Origin of the sequence: Pseudomonas oryziphila (assembly GCF_003940825.1) — a bacterium.
Lineage (GTDB): Bacteria > Pseudomonadota > Gammaproteobacteria > Pseudomonadales > Pseudomonadaceae > Aquipseudomonas > Aquipseudomonas sichuanensis.
The window spans coordinates 507,501-525,839 of sequence record NZ_CP034338.1 but is presented as its reverse complement, the minus strand read 5'-3'; the positions used below and the strand labels follow the sequence as shown (position 1 = coordinate 525,839).

The 18,339-nt window shown below is 57.6% G+C and carries 12 protein-coding genes, 4 tRNA genes and 2 rRNA genes (1 of these 18 cut by a window edge); all 18 read right to left on the bottom strand.

What is annotated here, in order from left to right; genetic code table 11:
- Positions 1 to 153 precede the first annotated feature (153 nt).
- Positions 154 to 4,353, bottom strand: coding sequence for a DNA-directed RNA polymerase subunit beta' (rpoC, locus tag EJA05_RS02515; protein ID WP_125462382.1), 4,200 nt, complete (start codon positions 4,351 to 4,353; stop codon positions 154 to 156).
- A gap of 64 nt (positions 4,354 to 4,417) precedes the next feature.
- The gene (rpoB, locus tag EJA05_RS02510; RefSeq protein ID WP_125857232.1) at positions 4,418 to 8,491 is read right to left on the bottom strand and encodes a DNA-directed RNA polymerase subunit beta; all 4,074 of its coding nucleotides are present in this window, start codon (positions 8,489 to 8,491) and stop codon (positions 4,418 to 4,420) included.
- A 218-nt stretch (positions 8,492 to 8,709) separates the two neighbouring features.
- Entirely contained in the window at positions 8,710 to 9,075 is a 366-nt protein-coding gene (rplL, locus tag EJA05_RS02505; RefSeq protein ID WP_003255496.1) for a 50S ribosomal protein L7/L12, read from the bottom strand.
- A 77-nt stretch (positions 9,076 to 9,152) separates the two neighbouring features.
- Positions 9,153 to 9,653: a 50S ribosomal protein L10 gene (gene rplJ, locus EJA05_RS02500; protein WP_110996444.1), complete on the bottom strand. Its 501-nt coding sequence runs from the start codon at positions 9,651 to 9,653 to the stop codon at positions 9,153 to 9,155.
- A gap of 199 nt (positions 9,654 to 9,852) precedes the next feature.
- Complete coding sequence (rplA, locus tag EJA05_RS02495) at positions 9,853 to 10,548, bottom strand: 50S ribosomal protein L1 (protein ID WP_125462380.1); 696 nt, start codon at positions 10,546 to 10,548, stop codon at positions 9,853 to 9,855.
- A complete protein-coding gene (rplK, locus tag EJA05_RS02490; protein WP_027595466.1) occupies positions 10,548 to 10,979 on the bottom strand; it encodes a 50S ribosomal protein L11 in 432 nt (143 codons plus the stop codon). Before rplK ends, rplA begins: the two co-directional genes overlap by 1 nt.
- A 119-nt stretch (positions 10,980 to 11,098) precedes the next feature.
- On the bottom strand, positions 11,099 to 11,632 hold the full coding sequence (nusG, locus tag EJA05_RS02485; RefSeq protein ID WP_110996446.1) for a transcription termination/antitermination protein NusG: 534 nt from the start codon (positions 11,630 to 11,632) through the stop codon (positions 11,099 to 11,101).
- Positions 11,633 to 11,641: 9 nt separating this feature from the next.
- Complete coding sequence (gene secE / locus EJA05_RS02480) at positions 11,642 to 12,010, bottom strand: preprotein translocase subunit SecE (protein WP_125462379.1); 369 nt, start codon at positions 12,008 to 12,010, stop codon at positions 11,642 to 11,644.
- A 43-nt stretch (positions 12,011 to 12,053) separates the two neighbouring features.
- Positions 12,054 to 12,129, bottom strand: a tRNA-Trp gene (locus tag EJA05_RS02475).
- A 54-nt stretch (positions 12,130 to 12,183) separates the two neighbouring features.
- Entirely contained in the window at positions 12,184 to 13,377 is a 1,194-nt protein-coding gene (gene tuf, locus EJA05_RS02470) for an elongation factor Tu (protein ID WP_016497741.1), read from the bottom strand.
- Positions 13,378 to 13,456: 79 nt separating this feature from the next.
- Positions 13,457 to 13,532: transfer RNA gene (locus EJA05_RS02465), tRNA-Thr, on the bottom strand.
- A gap of 28 nt (positions 13,533 to 13,560) precedes the next feature.
- Positions 13,561 to 13,634: transfer RNA gene (locus tag EJA05_RS02460), tRNA-Gly, on the bottom strand.
- Between the two features lie 24 nt (positions 13,635 to 13,658).
- Positions 13,659 to 13,742: transfer RNA gene (locus EJA05_RS02455), tRNA-Tyr, on the bottom strand.
- Positions 13,743 to 13,894: 152 nt separating this feature from the next.
- Positions 13,895 to 14,320: a hypothetical protein gene (locus EJA05_RS02450; RefSeq protein ID WP_125462377.1), complete on the bottom strand. Its 426-nt coding sequence runs from the start codon at positions 14,318 to 14,320 to the stop codon at positions 13,895 to 13,897.
- Positions 14,321 to 14,327: 7 nt separating this feature from the next.
- Complete coding sequence (locus EJA05_RS02445) at positions 14,328 to 15,077, bottom strand: pantothenate kinase (protein WP_125462376.1); 750 nt, start codon at positions 15,075 to 15,077, stop codon at positions 14,328 to 14,330.
- On the bottom strand, positions 15,067 to 16,026 hold the full coding sequence (gene birA / locus EJA05_RS02440) for a bifunctional biotin--[acetyl-CoA-carboxylase] ligase/biotin operon repressor BirA (protein ID WP_125462375.1): 960 nt from the start codon (positions 16,024 to 16,026) through the stop codon (positions 15,067 to 15,069). The genes EJA05_RS02445 and birA overlap by 11 nt, the downstream gene beginning before the upstream one ends.
- 167 nt (positions 16,027 to 16,193) lie before the next feature.
- Positions 16,194 to 16,309: ribosomal RNA gene (rrf, locus tag EJA05_RS02435) — 5S ribosomal RNA — on the bottom strand.
- 133 nt (positions 16,310 to 16,442) lie between these two features.
- Positions 16,443 to 18,339, bottom strand: a 23S ribosomal RNA gene (locus tag EJA05_RS02430) (it continues 1,006 nt past the right edge of the window).

Sequence of the window (18,339 nt, the reverse complement as noted above, 5' to 3'; positions counted from 1 at the left end):
GCGAGACGGAGCCTCACCAAATTTAAGGGTACAAAAGTCTACGGAGGATCTTGCACCCAGTCAAGACGAGGCCCCGGCCCTCCCCGCCCGATCATCGGCAACATTTCATGTCATCGATGGTCGCGCGGGGTTTGCCGGGGCCCTGCCCTGTACTTAGTTACCGCTGGAGTTCAGCGCTTCGGTCAGTGCGGCTTCCACCTCACTGGCGCTCACACGCAGCGGCTTGTCGGCTTCACGGCGGCGCTTGCGCTCGCTGTGATAGGCCAGACCGGTACCGGCCGGGATCAGACGACCCACGACCACGTTCTCTTTCAGGCCGCGCAGGTAATCGCGCTTGCCGGTAACGGCCGCTTCGGTCAGTACGCGGGTGGTTTCCTGGAAGGAAGCCGCGGAGATGAACGATTCGGTCGACAGCGAGGCCTTGGTGATACCCAGCAGCACACGGGTGAACTTCGAGATGAACTTGTCTTCGGCGGCGAGACGCTCGTTCTCGACCAGCACGTGAGTCAGTTCCATCTGGTCGCCCTTGATGAAGCTGGAGTCACCCGACTCGGCGATCTCGACCTTGCGCAGCATCTGACGCAGGATGGTCTCGATGTGCTTGTCGTTGATCTTAACGCCTTGCAGACGGTAAACGTCCTGGATCTCGTTGACGATGTACTTCGCCAGCGCGCTCACACCCAGCAGACGCAGGATGTCGTGCGGATCGCTCGGGCCGTCGGAGATAACTTCGCCGCGGTTTACCTGTTCGCCTTCGAAGACGTTCAGGTGGCGCCACTTCGGAATCAGCTCTTCGTACGGATCGCTGCCATCGGTCGGGGTGATGACCAGACGGCGCTTGCCCTTGGTCTCTTTACCGAAGGCGATGGTGCCGCTGACTTCAGCCAGAATCGAGGCTTCTTTCGGACGACGCGCTTCGAACAGGTCGGCAACGCGTGGCAGACCACCGGTGATGTCACGGGTCTTCGAAGTTTCTTGCGGGATACGCGCAATAACATCACCGACGCCGATCTGAGCACCGTCAGCCACACCGACGAGGGCGTTGGCTGGCAGGAAGTACTGAGCAGGTACATCGGTACCTGGCAGGTACAGATCCTTGCCATTGGCATCGACCATCTTGATGGCCGGACGGATTTCCTTGCCTGCGGCAGGGCGATCCTTGACGTCCAGGACTTCAATGTTGGTCAGACCGGTCAGTTCGTCGGTCTGGCGCTTGATGGTGATGTTTTCTTCCATGCCCACGAAGGTCACGGTACCTTTCAGCTCGGTAACGATCGGGTGGGTGTGCGGGTCCCACTTGGCGACGATGGCGCCAGCTTCGACCTTGTCACCTTCCTTGACCGAAATCACCGCACCGTAAGGCAGCTTGTAGCGCTCACGCTCACGACCGAATTCATCGGCAATGGCCAGTTCGCCTGAACGCGACACGGCAACCAGGTTGCCATCGGCACGCTCGACCTGCTTCAGGTTGTGCAGACGCACCATACCGCCGTTCTTCACCTGGACGCTGTCGGCAGCCGAAGTACGGCTTGCAGCACCACCGATGTGGAACGTACGCATGGTCAGCTGGGTACCCGGCTCACCGATCGACTGTGCAGCGATAACGCCGACAGCTTCACCGATGTTCACCTGGTGACCGCGAGCCAGGTCGCGACCGTAGCACTTGGCGCAGATGCCGTAGCGGGTTTCGCAGCTGATCGGCGAACGCACGACCACTTCGTCGATGCTGTTCAGCTCAATGAACTCGACCCACTGCTCATCGACCAGAGTGCCGGCAGGAACGATGACGTCCTCGGTACCTGGCTTGAACACGTCACGGGCGATGACACGACCCAGTACGCGCTCACCCAGCGGCTCGACAACGTCGCCGCCTTCGATGTGCGGGGTCATCAGCAGGCCCTGGTCGGTGCCGCAGTCGATCTCGGTCACGACCAGATCCTGGGCAACGTCCACCAGACGGCGAGTCAGGTAACCGGAGTTAGCTGTCTTCAGTGCGGTATCCGCCAGACCTTTACGAGCACCGTGAGTCGAGATGAAGTACTGCAGTACGCTCAGACCTTCACGGAAGTTCGCGGTGATCGGCGTCTCGATGATCGAGCCGTCCGGCTTGGCCATCAGGCCACGCATACCGGCCAGCTGACGGATCTGGGCCGCGGAACCACGAGCACCGGAGTCAGCCATCATGTACATCGAGTTGAAGGATTCTTGCTCGACTTCCTTGCCTTCGCGGTCGATGACCTTCTCTTTCGAGAGGTTGGCCATCATCGCCTTGGACACTTCGTCGTTCGCCTTCGACCACAAGTCGATGACCTTGTTGTACTTCTCGCCCTGGGTTACCAGGCCGGAGGCGTACTGGCTCTCGATTTCCTTCACTTCATCGGTAGCGTTACCGATGATGCGGGCTTTCTCGTCCGGGATAACGAAGTCGTTAACACCGATGGAAACGCCGGAAATGGTCGAGTAAGCGAAACCGGTGTACATCAGCTGGTCAGCGAAGATAACGGTCTCTTTAAGACCAACCACGCGGTAGCACTGGTTGATCAGCTTGGAGATCGCCTTCTTCTTCATCGGCTGGTTGACCACGTCGTACGGCAGGCCTGCCGGTACAACCTGGAACAGCAGCGCACGGCCAACGGTGGTGTCGACGATGCGGGTGTTCTTGACCACCGAACCATCACGCTCTTTCACGGTTTCGTTGATACGAACCTTGATTTTCGCGTGCAGGGCAGCCTCGCCGGCGCGGAATACGCGGTCGACTTCCTGCAGGTCGGCGAATACGCGACCTTCGCCCTTGGCGTTGATGGCTTCACGGGTCATGTAGTACAGACCCAGTACAACGTCCTGCGACGGAACGATGATTGGCTCACCGTTGGCTGGCGACAGAATGTTGTTGGTCGACATCATCAGCGCGCGCGCTTCGAGCTGGGCTTCCAGCGTCAGCGGCACGTGAACGGCCATCTGGTCACCGTCGAAGTCGGCGTTGTACGCGGCGCAGACCAGCGGGTGCAGCTGAATCGCCTTACCTTCGATCAGTACCGGTTCAAAGGCCTGGATACCCAGACGGTGAAGGGTCGGTGCACGGTTGAGCAGTACGGGGTGTTCGCGAATCACTTCGGCGAGAACGTCCCACACCTCTGGCAGCTCGCGCTCGACCATCTTCTTGGCGGCCTTGATGGTGGTCGCCAGACCACGCATTTCCAGCTTGCCGAAAATGAACGGCTTGAACAGCTCGAGGGCCATCTTCTTCGGCAGACCGCACTGGTGCAGGCGCAGGGTCGGGCCTACGGTAATTACCGAACGACCGGAGTAGTCCACGCGCTTACCGAGCAAGTTCTGACGGAAGCGACCTTGCTTACCTTTGATCATGTCGGCCAGCGACTTCAGCGGACGCTTGTTCGAGCCAGTGATGGCGCGACCGCGACGGCCGTTGTCGAGCAGGGCGTCGACCGCCTCCTGCAGCATGCGCTTTTCGTTGCGCACGATGATGTCCGGCGCCGACAGATCGAGCAGGCGCTTCAGACGGTTGTTACGGTTGATCACCCGACGATACAGATCGTTCAGGTCGGAGGTCGCGAAGCGGCCGCCATCCAGCGGTACCAGCGGACGCAGGTCCGGCGGCAGAACTGGCAGGACGGTCAGGACCATCCACTCAGGCAGGTTGCCCGAGCCCTGGAAAGCTTCCATCAGCTTCAGGCGCTTGGACAGCTTCTTGATCTTGGTTTCCGAGTTGGTTTGCGGAATTTCTTCGCGCAGGCGGCCAATCTCGTGCTCCAGGTCGATAGCGTGCAGCAGCTCGCGGACAGCCTCGGCACCCATGCGGGCGTCGAAGTCGTCACCGAACTCTTCCAGCGCTTCGAAGTACTGTTCGTCGTTGAGCAGCTGACCCTTCTCGAGGGTGGTCATGCCCGGGTCGATCACGACGTAGCTCTCGAAGTAGAGCACGCGCTCGATGTCACGCAGGGTCATGTCCATCAGCAGGCCGATACGGGACGGCAGCGACTTCAGGAACCAGATGTGGGCAACCGGCGAGGCCAGCTCGATGTGCGCCATGCGCTCACGGCGAACCTTGGCCAGGGCGACTTCAACGCCGCACTTCTCGCAGATCACACCACGGTGCTTCAGGCGCTTGTACTTGCCGCACAGGCACTCGTAGTCCTTGACTGGGCCAAAGATCTTGGCGCAGAACAGGCCGTCACGCTCAGGCTTGAACGTACGGTAGTTGATGGTCTCGGGCTTTTTGACTTCACCGAACGACCACGAACGGATCATTTCAGGCGACGCCAGACCGATACGGATGGCGTCGAACTCTTCGACTTGACCCTGGTTTTTCAGCAAATTCAGTAGGTCTTTCAAGGCCTTTCCTCCTGGCGGAGCAGGGAGTGGGCATCAGCTGCCGCACTCCCCTTCGCGTCACGTGTTATTCGGTTTCCAGATCGATGTCGATACCGAGCGAACGGATCTCTTTGATCAACACGTTGAAGGACTCGGGCATGCCCGGCTCCATACGGTGATCGCCATCCACGATGTTCTTGTACATCTTGGTACGGCCGTTCACGTCGTCCGACTTCACTGTGAGCATTTCTTGCAGGGTGTATGCCGCGCCGTATGCTTCCAGCGCCCACACTTCCATCTCCCCGAAACGCTGACCACCGAACTGCGCCTTACCACCCAGCGGCTGCTGGGTAACCAGGCTGTAAGAACCAGTGGAACGCGCGTGCATCTTGTCGTCCACCAAGTGGTTCAGCTTGAGCATGTACATGTAACCGACGGTCACAGGACGCTCGAACTTGTTGCCGGTACGGCCATCGAACAGCACCATCTGGCCGCTTTCTGGCAGGTCTGCCAGTTTCAGCATGGCCTTGATCTCGCTCTCCTTGGCACCGTCGAAGACTGGAGTGGCCATTGGCACGCCCTTCTTCAAGTTGTGCGCCAGGGCGAGGATCTCTTCGTCGGTGAACTCGTCCAGGTTCTCCTGACGACCACCGATCTCGTTGTAGATCTCGGTGAGGAAACCACGCAGCTCAGCGGCTTTGCGCTGCTCTTCGATCATGCGATCGATCTTCTCGCCCAGGCCCTTGGCCGCGAGGCCCAGGTGGGTTTCAAGGATCTGACCGACGTTCATACGCGAAGGTACGCCCAGCGGGTTCAGTACGACGTCGACCGGCGTACCGTTGGCGTCGTGCGGCATGTCTTCAACCGGCATGATCACCGAGACCACACCTTTGTTACCGTGACGACCGGCCATCTTGTCGCCCGGCTGGATGCGACGACGGATTGCCAGGTAGACCTTGACGATCTTCAGTACGCCCGGTGCGAGGTCATCGCCCTGCTGCAGCTTGCGCTTTTTGTCTTCGAACTTGTCGTCCAGCAGACGGCGGCGGTCGACGATGTACTGCTGAGCCTTTTCCAGCTGCTCGTTCAGTGCATCTTCAGCCATGCGCAGCTTGAACCACTGGCCGTGCTCCAGACCGTTCAGCACGTCGTCAGTGATCACGGTGCCTTTCTTCAGGCCCGCACCACCGTCAACCACCTGGCCGTTCAGCGCGGAACGCAGACGCTCGAAGGTTGCGCCTTCAACGATGCGGAACTCTTCGTTCAGGTCCTTGCGGATCTCGTCCAGCTGCATCTTCTCGATGGACAGGGCGCGGCTGTCGCGCTCAACGCCATCACGGGTGAAGACCTGTACGTCGATGACGGTACCCTTGGTGCCGGTCGGCACGCGCAGGGAGGTGTCTTTGACGTCGCTGGCCTTCTCACCGAAGATCGCGCGCAGCAGTTTTTCTTCCGGCGTCAGCTGGGTCTCGCCTTTCGGGGTGACCTTGCCGACCAGGATGTCGCCAGCGCCGACTTCGGCACCTACGTAGACGATACCGGCTTCGTCCAGCTTGTTCAGCGCAGCTTCACCCACGTTCGGGATGTCCGCGGTGATTTCCTCTGGGCCAAGCTTGGTGTCACGGGCCACACAGGTCAGTTCCTGGATGTGGATCGTGGTGAAGCGGTCTTCCTGAACCACGCGCTCCGACAGACAGATGGAGTCTTCGAAGTTGAAACCGTTCCAGGCCATGAACGCGATGCGCATGTTCTGACCCAGCGCCAGTTCACCCATGTCGGTGGACGGGCCGTCAGCCATGATGTCGTTGCGCTTGACCACGTCACCCTTGCTCACCAGCGGACGCTGGTTGATGCAGGTGTTCTGGTTGGAACGGGTGTATTTGGTCAGGTTGTAGATGTCGACACCGGCTTCACCGGTTTCCACTTCGTCATCGGCAACACGTACCACGATGCGGCTGGCATCGACGGAGTCGATCACGCCGCCACGACGGGCCACGACGCAGACGCCGGAGTCACGGGCAACGTTGCGCTCCATGCCGGTACCGACCAGCGGCTTGTCGGCACGCAGAGTAGGTACAGCCTGACGCTGCATGTTCGAACCCATCAACGCACGGTTGGCGTCGTCGTGCTCGAGGAACGGAATCAGCGACGCAGCAACCGAAACTACCTGCTTCGGCGAAACGTCCATCAGGGTGACGTCTTCCGGCGCCTTGACGGTGAATTCGTTCAGGTGACGGACCGCTACCAGCTCGTCGATCAGTTGCTTCTTCTCGTTCATTGCGGCCGAAGCCTGGGCAATGACGTGATCGGCTTCTTCGATCGCGGACAGGAACACGATGTCGTCGCTGACCACACCCTCTTTCACCACGCGGTACGGGCTTTCCAGGAAGCCGTACTGGTTGGTGCGGGCATAGGCCGCCAGGGAGTTGATCAGACCGATGTTCGGGCCTTCCGGCGTTTCGATCGGGCACACACGGCCGTAGTGGGTCGGGTGTACGTCACGGACTTCAAAGCCAGCACGCTCACGGGTCAGACCGCCAGGGCCGAGTGCAGAGACACGGCGCTTGTGGGTGATCTCGGAGAGCGGGTTGTTCTGGTCCATGAACTGCGAGAGCTGGCTGGAGCCGAAGAACTCTTTCACCGCCGCCGCAACCGGCTTGGCGTTGATCAGGTCTTGCGGCATCAGGCCTTCGCTTTCAGCCATCGACAGACGCTCTTTGACCGCACGTTCCACGCGCACCAGGCCAACGCGGAACTGGTTCTCGGCCATCTCGCCGACGCAACGGACACGACGGTTACCCAGGTGGTCGATGTCGTCGACGATGCCTTTGCCGTTACGGATGTCGACCAGGGTCTTGAGAACCTCGACGATATCTTCCTTGCTCAGCACGCCCGAACCTTCGATCTCGGTACGACCGATACGACGGTTGAACTTCATGCGGCCAACGGCGGACAGGTCGTAACGCTCGGCGCTGAAGAACAGGTTGTTGAACAGGGTCTCGGCGGCGTCCTTGGTTGGCGGCTCGCCCGGACGCATCATGCGGTAGATCTCGACCAGCGCTTCCAGTTGGTTGCTGGTGGTGTCGATCTTCAGGGTGTCCGAAATGAACGGACCGCAGTCGATGTCGTTGGTGTACAGCGTTTCGATGCGAACGACCTGAGCCTTGGCGACCTTGACCAGCAGGTCGGTGGTCAGCTCGGTGTTGCACTCGGCCAGGATCTCGCCGGTAGCCGGGTGCACGATCGCCTTGGCGGTGGTGCGGCCCAACATGTATTCCAGCGGCACGTCCAGCTGTTTCACGCCAGCCTTTTCCAGCTGGTTGATGTGGCGTGCGGTGATACGACGGCCCTGCTCGACGATGACCTTGCCGGAATCGTCGTGGATGTCCATGACCGCGACTTCACCACGCAGACGCTGAGGCACCAGCTCCAGGCTCAGTTTTTCGCCGGAAACGTGGAAAACGTTGGTGGTGTAGAAGGTGTTCAGAACCTCTTCGGTGCTGTAACCCAGGGCGCGCAGCAGTACCGAGGCCGGCAGCTTGCGGCGACGGTCGATACGAACGAACACGCAGTCCTTCGGGTCGAACTCGAAGTCCAGCCACGAACCGCGGTAAGGGATGATGCGTGCGGAGTACAGCAGCTTGCCCGAGCTGTGGGTCTTACCACGGTCGTGGTCGAAGAACACACCAGGCGAACGGTGCAGCTGGGAGACGATCACACGCTCGGTACCGTTGATAACGAAGGTACCGTTCTCAGTCATCAGGGGGATTTCACCCATGTAGACTTCTTGCTCTTTGATGTCCTTGATCGCTTTGTTCGACGATTCCTTGTCGAAGATGATCAGGCGCACCTTCACCCGCAGCGGGACCGCGAAGGTCACACCGCGCAGGACACATTCCTTCACATCGAAGGCCGGCTCACCCAGGCGGTAGCCGACGTACTCCAGGGCAGCATTGCCGGAGTAGCTGATGATCGGGAATACCGATTTGAAGGCCGCATGCAGGCCGATGTCGCGGAACTGGTCCTTGGATGCTCCTGCCTGCAGGAATTCGCGATACGAATCCAGCTGGATTGCCAGGAGGTAAGGCACGTCCATGACGTCCGGCAACTTGCTAAAGTCCTTGCGGATACGTTTTTTCTCAGTGTATGAGTAAGCCATCAGCATTCCCCAGCTTGGTCACCTGCTTGTTTGGCATCTCCCGGCGGGAGCAGCCAGAAAATCGTGCAAACCCCTTGGTTTGCGCCACCCTCATGGTGGTTACTGCTCGTTATCGGGGCCGACCTGATCGGCCACCAATAACGGAAAAAGGCCGGTGGCATAAGCCACCAGCCATCAGCCCTTCGCTTAACGCTCAGGCTGGCATCGCACAGTCGAAATTACTTCAGCTCGACTTTGGCGCCTGCTTCTTCCAGCTTCTTCTTAGCGTCTTCAGCGGCTTCTTTCGAAACGCCTTCAGCTACAACCTGAGGAGCGCCATCGACTTTCTCTTTGGCTTCTTTCAGGCCCAGACCGGTCAGCTCGCGAACGGCTTTAATGACGTTCACTTTCTTGTCGCCGGCTTCAACCAGAACAACGTTGAACTCGGTCTGCTCTTCAACAACGGCAGCAGCGGCAGCTGGGCCAGCAGCGGCAACAGCAGCGGTAACGCCGAAGGTTTCTTCCATTGCTTTGATCAGCTCAACAACTTCCAGAACGGTTTTCTGGCCGATTGCTTCGATGATTTGCTCGTTAGTCAGGGACATGACTTAAATCCTGTATTGGGGTGACAGCCTAAGCAGCTATCAAATTAAACGTATGATTCGAAAGAGTTTCGCGCGCCTTAGGCGGCGGTTGCTTCTTTCTGGTCGCGAATAGCTGCCAGGGTGCGAGCCAGCTTGCTGGTAGCGCCTTGGATCACGCTCATCAGCTTCGCGATGGCCTCGTCGCGGGTCGGCAGGGTAGCCAACACGTCGATCTGGTTCGCTGCAATGAACTTGCCGTCAAACGCAGCTGCCTTGATCTCGAACTTGCTCTGACCCTTGGCGAACTCTTTGAACAGACGGGCAGCAGCGCCCGGGTGCTCGTTGGAGAAAGCGATCAGGGTAGGGCCAGTGAAGGCGTCGTTGAGGACACTGAATTCAGTGTCAGCAACAGCGCGCTTGAGCAGGGTGTTACGTACGACACGTACGTATACGCCAGCTTCACGAGCCTCTTTACGGAGTCCGGTCATTGCGCCTACAGTCACACCACGGGCATCAGCCACGACAGCGGACAGAGCGACTTTGGCAGCCTCGTTGACTTCAGCGACGATGGCCTTCTTGTCTTCGAGTTTAATTGCCACGGGTAAAACTCCTGCTTGTTACCGTTTCATCTGGCCGAAGCCGGATGTCGTTTTGGTGTCTGATTCGGTAAGGAACCGGGAGCACCATCTGCGTAGGCTGGTTGTTTAAGGCTTGCGCCGCCTACGGTCTTGGATAGCCCCCGCCAGGCAGGGACCCCAATTTTTGCTGCTGGCGGGCATGACACCCGCCAACATTGTCTTACACGCTCAGCGAGCTCTGATCGATGATCAGACCTGGGCCCATGGTGGTGCTCAGGGTAACGCGCTTGACGTAGATACCTTTCGAGGAAGCCGGCTTGATACGCTTCAGATCAGCGATCAGGGCTTCAACGTTTTCCTTCAGCTTGCCAGCTTCGAAGCCGACTTTGCCAACGGAGGTGTGGATGATACCGTTTTTGTCGGTGCGGTAGCGAACCTGACCAGCCTTGGCGTTTTTCACGGCAGTGGCTACGTCTGGCGAAACGGTACCGACTTTCGGGTTAGGCATCAGGCCGCGAGGACCCAGAACCTGACCCAGCTGACCCACAACACGCATGGCATCAGGCGATGCGATAACGACGTCGTAGTTCAGGTCGCCGGCTTTCATCTCGGCAGCCAGGTCGTCCATACCTACACGGTCAGCGCCGGCAGCCAGAGCGGCCTCAGCAGCTGGACCCTGGGTGAAGACGGCAACGCGTACGGTCTTGCCAGTGCCGTGCGGCAGCACGGTAGCGCTACGTACGACCTGGTCGGATTTACGCGGGTCAACACCGAGGTTTACGGCGATGTCATACGACTCGACGAATTTGGCGTTCGGCAGCGAAGCCAGCAGAGCTGCGGCTTCTTCGAAGTTGTAGGCCTTGCCTGCTTCGATTTTCTCGGCGATAGCCTTTTGGCGCTTGGTCAGCTTAGCCATTACACACCCTCCACGTTCAGGCCCATGCTGCGGGCAGAGCCAGCGATGGTGCGTACAGCAGCGTCCAGGTCAGCAGCGGTCAGATCAGCCTGTTTGGTTTTGGCGATCTCTTCCAGCTGAGCGCGGGTCACAGTACCGACCTTGACAGTGTTCGGGCGAGCCGAACCGCTGGTCAGGCCAGCAGCTTTCTTCAGCAGAACCGAGGCAGGGGTGCTCTTGGTTTCGAAGGTGAAGCTACGGTCACTGTAGACAGTGATGATCACAGGAGTCGGCAGGCCGGCTTCTTGACCCTGAGTACGGGCGTTGAAGGCCTTGCAGAATTCCATGATGTTCACACCGTGTTGACCCAGTGCTGGACCAACGGGTGGGCTAGGGTTGGCCTGGCCGGCCTTTACTTGCAGCTTGATGTAAGCCTGAATCTTCTTAGCCATGAGCTACTCCAATATCGGGTACGAACGCCAGATGGCTCCCCGGATGACTTGCGTTTTATCCCAGTGACGACAAAACCCCGCAGCACATAGGGCTGCGGGGTATGGGATGCTTCGTTCGGCTAGACCTTCTCGACCTGGCTGAACTCGAGCTCCACCGGAGTAGAGCGACCGAAAATGAGCACTGCAACCTGCAGACGGCTCTTCTCGTAGTTAACCTCTTCGACACTGCCATTGAAGTCGGCGAATGGTCCGTCAATGACGCGAACCACTTCACCAGGCTCGAACAGCGTCTTCGGCTTCGGCTTGTCACTGCCATCGGCTACGCGACGCAGGATGGCCTCAGCCTCTTTATCGGTGATCGGCGCAGGCTTGTCTGCGGTACCACCAATGAAACCCATGACGCGAGGGGTGTCCTTGACAAGGTGCCAAGTCCCTTCGTTCATTTCCATCTGGACCAGCACATAGCCAGGGAAGAATTTGCGCTCACTTTTGCGCTTCTGGCCGTTGCGCATTTCGACGACTTCTTCGGTCGGGACCAGGATCTCGCCGAACTCGTCTTCCATGCCAGCCAGCTTGACGCGCTCTACCAGGGAGCGCATCACATGCTTCTCGTAACCCGAGTAAGCATGCACTACGTACCAACGCTTAGCCACGGGACACCCTTAGCCAACAATCAAGGAGACCGCCCAGCCGAGCAGGGAGTCTAGCCCCCACAGCAGCAGTGCCATAACCAGAACAACAGCCACTACGATGAGCGTGGTCTGAGTGGTTTCTTGGCGGGTCGGCCACACGACTTTACGGATCTCAGTACGAGCTTCCTTCGCCAACGCAAAAAACGACTTACCCTTCGCAGTCTGCAGGGCAACAAAGCCAGCAGCCGCAGCCAGAGCAAGAAGTGCGAGAACGCGATACAGGATCGGCGATGCCGAGTAATACTGATTACCCACGACAGCAACAACCACCAAAGCCACTACAGCCAGCCACTTGAACAGATCAAAACGCGATTCTTGGGCTTCAGTTTTGGGGGTCATCGAGGAGGATCCTGTAAGAAGAAAGCCATCACACCGAGGTGAATGGCAGGTCAGGAGGGAATCGAACCCCCAACCTACGGTTTTGGAGACCGTCGCTCTGCCAATTGAGCTACTGACCTGTAACGCTGTATCAGGCCGGCCATTATACCGGCCTGATCAAGTAAATCAACTACTTATTCGATAATTTTTGCTACGACGCCGGCGCCGACGGTACGACCGCCTTCACGGATGGCGAAGCGCAGACCGTCTTCCATTGCGATGGTCTTGATCAGGGTGACAGTCATCTGAATGTTGTCACCTGGCATTACCATTTCAACGCCTTCCGGCAGTTCGCAGTTACCGGTCACGTCAGTGGTACGGAAGTAGAACTGAGGACGGTAGCCTTTGAAGAACGGAGTGTGACGACCGCCTTCTTCCTTCGACAGAACGTAGACTTCTGCGGTGAACTTGGTGTGCGGCTTGACCGAACCCGGCTTGACCAGAACCTGACCACGCTCAACGTCGTCACGCTTGGTACCACGCAGCAGGACGCCGCAGTTCTCGCCAGCACGACCTTCGTCCAGCAGCTTGCGGAACATCTCAACGCCGGTGCAGGTGGTGGTGGTGGTGTCACGCAGACCAACGATTTCCAGCGGGTCTTGAACGCGAACGATACCGCGCTCGATACGGCCGGTAACAACGGTACCGCGACCGGAGATCGAGAACACGTCTTCGATTGGCATCAGGAACGGCTTGTCGATAGCACGCTCTGGCTCTGGGATGTAGCTGTCCAGAGTTTCAACCAGACGCTTGACAGCGGTGGTGCCCATTTCGTTGTCGTCTTTGCCTTCCAGAGCCATACGAGCCGAACCGATGATGATCGGGGTGTCGTCGCCTGGGAAGTCGTAGGTGGACAGCAGGTCGCGAACTTCCATCTCGACCAGTTCCAGCAGCTCAGCGTCGTCTACCAGGTCAGCCTTGTTCAGGAAGACCACGATGTACGGAACGCCAACCTGACGGGACAGCAGGATGTGCTCACGGGTTTGTGGCATCGGACCATCGGCGGCCGAGCAAACCAGGATCGCGCCGTCCATCTGGGCAGCACCGGTGATCATGTTCTTCACGTAGTCAGCGTGACCTGGGCAGTCAACGTGAGCGTAGTGACGAATGTTCGAGTTGTACTCAACGTGCGCGGTGTTGATGGTGATACCGCGAGCTTTTTCTTCCGGAGCCGAGTCGATCTTGTCGAACTCAACGACGGCCGAACCGAAAACTTCGGAGCAGACGCGGGTCAGCGCTGCAGTCAGAGTAGTCTTACCGTGGTCAACGTGGCCGATAGTGCCGACGTTAACGTGAGGTAGGGAACGATCAAACTTTTCCTTAGCCATCGATACAGTCCTCCGCAGAAGAAATAGTCATACCGCTGATAAAACAAAGGCAGATATTTTCATATCTGCCTTGTTTATATGGAGCTCTTGAGCGGACTTGAACCGCTGACCTCACCCTTACCAAGGGTGTGCTCTACCAACTGAGCTACAAGAGCGAAACACTTTGCGCAACAACTGCAAACTTGGAGCGGGTAGCGGGAATCGAACCCGCATCATCAGCTTGGAAGGCTGAGGTTCTACCACTAAACTATACCCGCGGAGCTTGCGGCTCTCGCTAAAACTGGTGGAGGGAGAAGGATTCGAACCTTCGAAGCTCGCGCAACGGATTTACAGTCCGTCCCCTTTGGCCGCTCGGGAATCCCTCCAGATGTGGCCGGCATTCTATTTGGCTGCCGCCCTAGTGTCAAGCTTTTTTTCAAATTTTTTCAATCAAATCTGAAGGTTAGCCACTTTGACACTGCTTCTGGTTCTGCTACCTGAGTGGCGTTCCCTGTGAAGCGGGCGCCATTCTATCAAGCTATTCAGCAGTTGCAATACCCTCGCACAAAATAATTTTGTGTTTTAAGTCTTTGAAATCCTTGGAAAGAATGGCCAGCACCGACTGGTCCAGCAAACGCTCGCCTTCAGGGGCCACCTTGAGCCACAACCCGTCGGATCCAGGCAACTGTCCTGCGACCGGCTGCGAGGCGATATCGAGGCTCAGTAACCGCTGACGTAGCGCATCGAGCTGCTCCCGCCCAGCAAGCCCACCCACCACCAGGCATTCATCCCGGCGCCTGGCTGGTGTCGCAACTCCCGTTTCACGCAGCAGACGAATCTCTTGCTGGCTGCCTTTATATAAAGAGAGAGGTGCGACCTCTTTGACCCTCAGCGGAGCCTCCTGCTGATGCCATACGTAATAGAAAACGTTCAGCACCAGTAACAGCAGAAACAACCAGCGCATAGACACCTCAACTCAAAGGGCAGGCCATGGCCAGACCAACGAATACCAGATCCGGCACGATCCGCGCCTGGGGAACGGCCTCATGCACCAACGGGGCATCTCCACCCGTGAGGAAAATCGTAAAGTCATCACCCCACAAGGCTTTCGCCTGCTCGATTTGCGTCCGGGCAAAACCCTGGAGCATCAGCACACAGCCACGCTCTACTGCCTCTACCGTAGAGCGCCCAGGAGCCAGGCTGCTAAGAGCACGCTCAGCCGATGCATCGTCATAGCGGATACGGCGCGTGTGGGTCCGCAACTGACTGCGCATCAGCGGCATGCCAGGGCAAATATACCCCCCCAGATGCTCACCATCGGCCGCAACAAAGTCCGCCTTGGCCGCAGTGCCGAAGTCAATGACCAGGCAAGCAGCTTTGGCCAAGTGGAAAGCGCCCAGGGCACCCAGCCAGCGATCCATGCCCAGGCGCTGGAAATCCTCATAGCCATTGCGCACCCCGGCCATTTCCTGCACCGGCTGAGCCACTTTAACGTCGATGGCGAAGGCTTGCTGAAGAAGAGCACAAAGTGCCGTAGTTTCTTCTTCGCTACGCACGCTGACCATTCGCCCTCCCGCCAGGTGCAAGCCAGGAAGCGCACCGATAGCAGCTACAAGGGCCTGGTCAGAGTCGACGATTCCACCCCCAGTGATAGCCGCATCTGCAGTGTGTATCACCCGCCATTTGATAAAGCTGTTCCCGCAGTCGAGCTCAAGAATCATCACGCAACCTCAGACTGAGCTCGCCACCGCTGAAGCTCTTTTCCACACCATCTACATCAAGACGCAAGCCGCCTTGACCATCCACACCTCGCGCCACCCCATCGATGCGGGTATTGCCTGCCACCAAGGAGACTTTGCGCCCCTGCCACAGGTGCGCTTGCTCCCATTCCTCCTGGAACGCGGCGAAGCCGTATCGGCGATGACGCGCCAGCTCGTGCTGCAGCTGCTGACTGAGTAAAGCAACCAATTTATTACGATCAACCACCAGACCAGCTTCGCTACGCATGGAGGTCCATTGCTGGTCGATCTGCTCACTGGACTGCATATTCACATTGATGCCGATACCCAGCACCACATGACAGACATCGGCCGGATCGCCGACCAACTCCAGCAGGATCCCGGTGATCTTGCGCCCCCTTACCAGAACATCGTTTGGCCACTTGAGCCCGACATCCTTGAGCCCGAAAGCTTGCAAGGTACGCATTACCGCCAGGCCAACCACCAGACTCAGCCCCTCGAGCTGACGCATGCCACCCTCAACCCGCAACACCAGGCTGTAATAAAGGTTTTCAGCAAACGGGCTTACCCACTGCCGCCCGCGACGACCACGACCGGCCGTCTGGCGCTCGGCAAGCACCAGAAAGGGAGCAGTCTGGCCTTGCGCCGCAAGCCGTAAGCCCTCGGCATTGGTCGAGTCGATGCTTTCATGGATGAACACAGGCCACTGTTCGCCCTGGGAGAACGCGGTAATCGCGTGCGATTCCAGCAGGTTCAACGGCGCTGCCAGCTGATAGCCGCGCCCACGGACCTTATGGATGGTCAGGTTCAGCTCACTCTCAAGATGTTGCAGCTGTTTCCAGACGGCACTGCGGCTTACACCAAGGGCCGCCCCCAGTGCTTCTCCGGAATGGAACCGGCCATCCTTGAGGAGATTCAACAACTTCAGCATGCCAGTCTCGACTCGGAATAAGGCTGGCATGATAGCCACGCCCCGAAGCCTTGCATAGGAAAAGGGCCACCCTCAAGGGAGGAAACCGTCGTCGACATTGCAATATTTTCTTCCGGAAAAGACAAAACCCCTACCTGCATGCGCAGATAGGGGTTTTGCGAAATGAATCTTGACGATGACCTACTCTCACATGGGGAAACCCCACACTACCATCGGCGATGCATCGTTTCACTACTGAGTTCGGGATGGGATCAGGTGGTTCCAATGCTCTATGGTCGTCAAGAAATTCGGTTGCCCAGAATGTCTTAGGAACACTCTTGGCTAATTCAGATATGTGATTTGTGATGTTGCGAACTTTCGGGTTTTTCGTCTTCACCACCACAATTCGGCTTACGCGCAAATTGCTTGGGTGTTATATGGTCAAGCCTCACGGGCAATTAGTATTGGTTAGCTCAACGCCTCACAGCGCTTACACACCCAACCTATCAACGTCGTAGTCTTCGACGGCCCTTCAGGGGATTCAAGATCCCAGTGAGATCTCATCTTGAGGCAAGTTTCCCGCTTAGATGCTTTCAGCGGTTATCTCTTCCGAACATAGCTACCCGGCAATGCCACTGGCGTGACAACCGGAACACCAGAGGTTCGTCCACTCCGGTCCTCTCGTACTAGGAGCAGCCCCTCTCAAATCTCAAACGTCCACGGCAGATAGGGACCGAACTGTCTCACGACGTTCTAAACCCAGCTCGCGTACCACTTTAAATGGCGAACAGCCATACCCTTGGGACCGGCTTCAGCCCCAGGATGTGATGAGCCGACATCGAGGTGCCAAACACCGCCGTCGATATGAACTCTTGGGCGGTATCAGCCTGTTATCCCCGGAGTACCTTTTATCCGTTGAGCGATGGCCCTTCCATACAGAACCACCGGATCACTAAGACCTACTTTCGTACCTGCTCGACGTGTTTGTCTCGCAGTCAAGCGCGCTTTTGCCTTTATACTCTACGACCGATTTCCGACCGGTCTGAGCGCACCTTCGTACTCCTCCGTTACTCTTTGGGAGGAGACCGCCCCAGTCAAACTACCCACCATACACTGTCCTCGATCCGGATAACGGACCTGAGTTAGAACCTCAAGGTTGCCAGGGTGGTATTTCAAGGATGGCTCCATGAGAACTGGCGTCCCCACTTCAAAGCCTCCCACCTATCCTACACAAGCAAGCTCAAAGTCCAGTGCAAAGCTATAGTAAAGGTTCACGGGGTCTTTCCGTCTAGCCGCGGATACACTGCATCTTCACAGCGATTTCAATTTCACTGAGTCTCGGGTGGAGACAGCGCCGCCATCGTTACGCCATTCGTGCAGGTCGGAACTTACCCGACAAGGAATTTCGCTACCTTAGGACCGTTATAGTTACGGCCGCCGTTTACCGGGGCTTCGATCAAGAGCTTCGCTTGCGCTAACCCCATCAATTAACCTTCCGGCACCGGGCAGGCGTCACACCCTATACGTCCACTTTCGTGTTTGCAGAGTGCTGTGTTTTTAATAAACAGTCGCAGCGGCCTGGTATCTTCGACCGGCATGGGCTTACGGAGCAAGTCCTTCACCCTCGCCGGCGCACCTTCTCCCGAAGTTACGGTGCCATTTTGCCTAGTTCCTTCACCCGAGTTCTCTCAAGCGCCTTGGTATTCTCTACCTAACCACCTGTGTCGGTTTGGGGTACGGTTCCCAGTTATCTGAAGCTTAGGAGCTTTTCTTGGAAGCATGGCATCAACCACTTCGCGCTCTAAAGAGCACTCGTCATCAGCTCTCGGCCTTGAGATCCCGGATTTGCCTAAGATCTCAGCCTACCACCTTAAACTTGGACAACCAACGCCAAGCTGGCCTAGCCTTCTCCGTCCCTCCATCGCAATAACTGGAAGTACAGGAATATTAACCTGTTTTCCATCGACTACGCTTTTCAGCCTCGCCTTAGGGACCGACTAACCCTGCGTCGATTAACGTTGCGCAGGAAACCTTGGTCTTTCGGCGTGGGAGTTTTTCACTCCCATTGTCGTTACTCATGTCAGCATTCGCACTTCTGATACCTCCAGCAAGCTTCTCAACTCACCTTCACAGGCTTACAGAACGCTCCTCTACCGCATCATCAAAAGATGATACCCGTAGCTTCGGTGCATGGTTTGAGCCCCGTTACATCTTCCGCGCAGGCCGACTCGACTAGTGAGCTATTACGCTTTCTTTAAAGGGTGGCTGCTTCTAAGCCAACCTCCTAGCTGTCTAAGCCTTCCCACATCGTTTCCCACTTAACCATGACTTTGG

What these genes read in the sequence shown, in the direction of transcription:
- rpoB (WP_125857232.1), bottom strand. Translation starts at nt 8,491, where the DNA reads ATGGCTTACTCATACACTGAGAAAAAACGTATCCGCAAGGACTTTAGC.
- rplL (WP_003255496.1), bottom strand. Translation starts at nt 9,075, where the DNA reads ATGTCCCTGACTAACGAGCAAATCATCGAAGCAATCGGCCAGAAAACC.
- rplA (WP_125462380.1), bottom strand. Translation starts at nt 10,548, where the DNA reads ATGGCTAAGCTGACCAAGCGCCAAAAGGCTATCGCCGAGAAAATCGAA.
- rplK (WP_027595466.1), bottom strand. Translation starts at nt 10,979, where the DNA reads ATGGCTAAGAAGATTCAGGCTTACATCAAGCTGCAAGTAAAGGCCGGC.
- secE (WP_125462379.1), bottom strand. Translation starts at nt 12,010, where the DNA reads ATGACCCCCAAAACTGAAGCCCAAGAATCGCGTTTTGATCTGTTCAAG.
- tuf (WP_016497741.1), bottom strand. Translation starts at nt 13,377, where the DNA reads ATGGCTAAGGAAAAGTTTGATCGTTCCCTACCTCACGTTAACGTCGGC.
- EJA05_RS02450 (WP_125462377.1), bottom strand. Translation starts at nt 14,320, where the DNA reads ATGCGCTGGTTGTTTCTGCTGTTACTGGTGCTGAACGTTTTCTATTAC.
- EJA05_RS02445 (WP_125462376.1), bottom strand. Translation starts at nt 15,077, where the DNA reads ATGATTCTTGAGCTCGACTGCGGGAACAGCTTTATCAAATGGCGGGTG.
- birA (WP_125462375.1), bottom strand. Translation starts at nt 16,026, where the DNA reads ATGCTGAAGTTGTTGAATCTCCTCAAGGATGGCCGGTTCCATTCCGGA.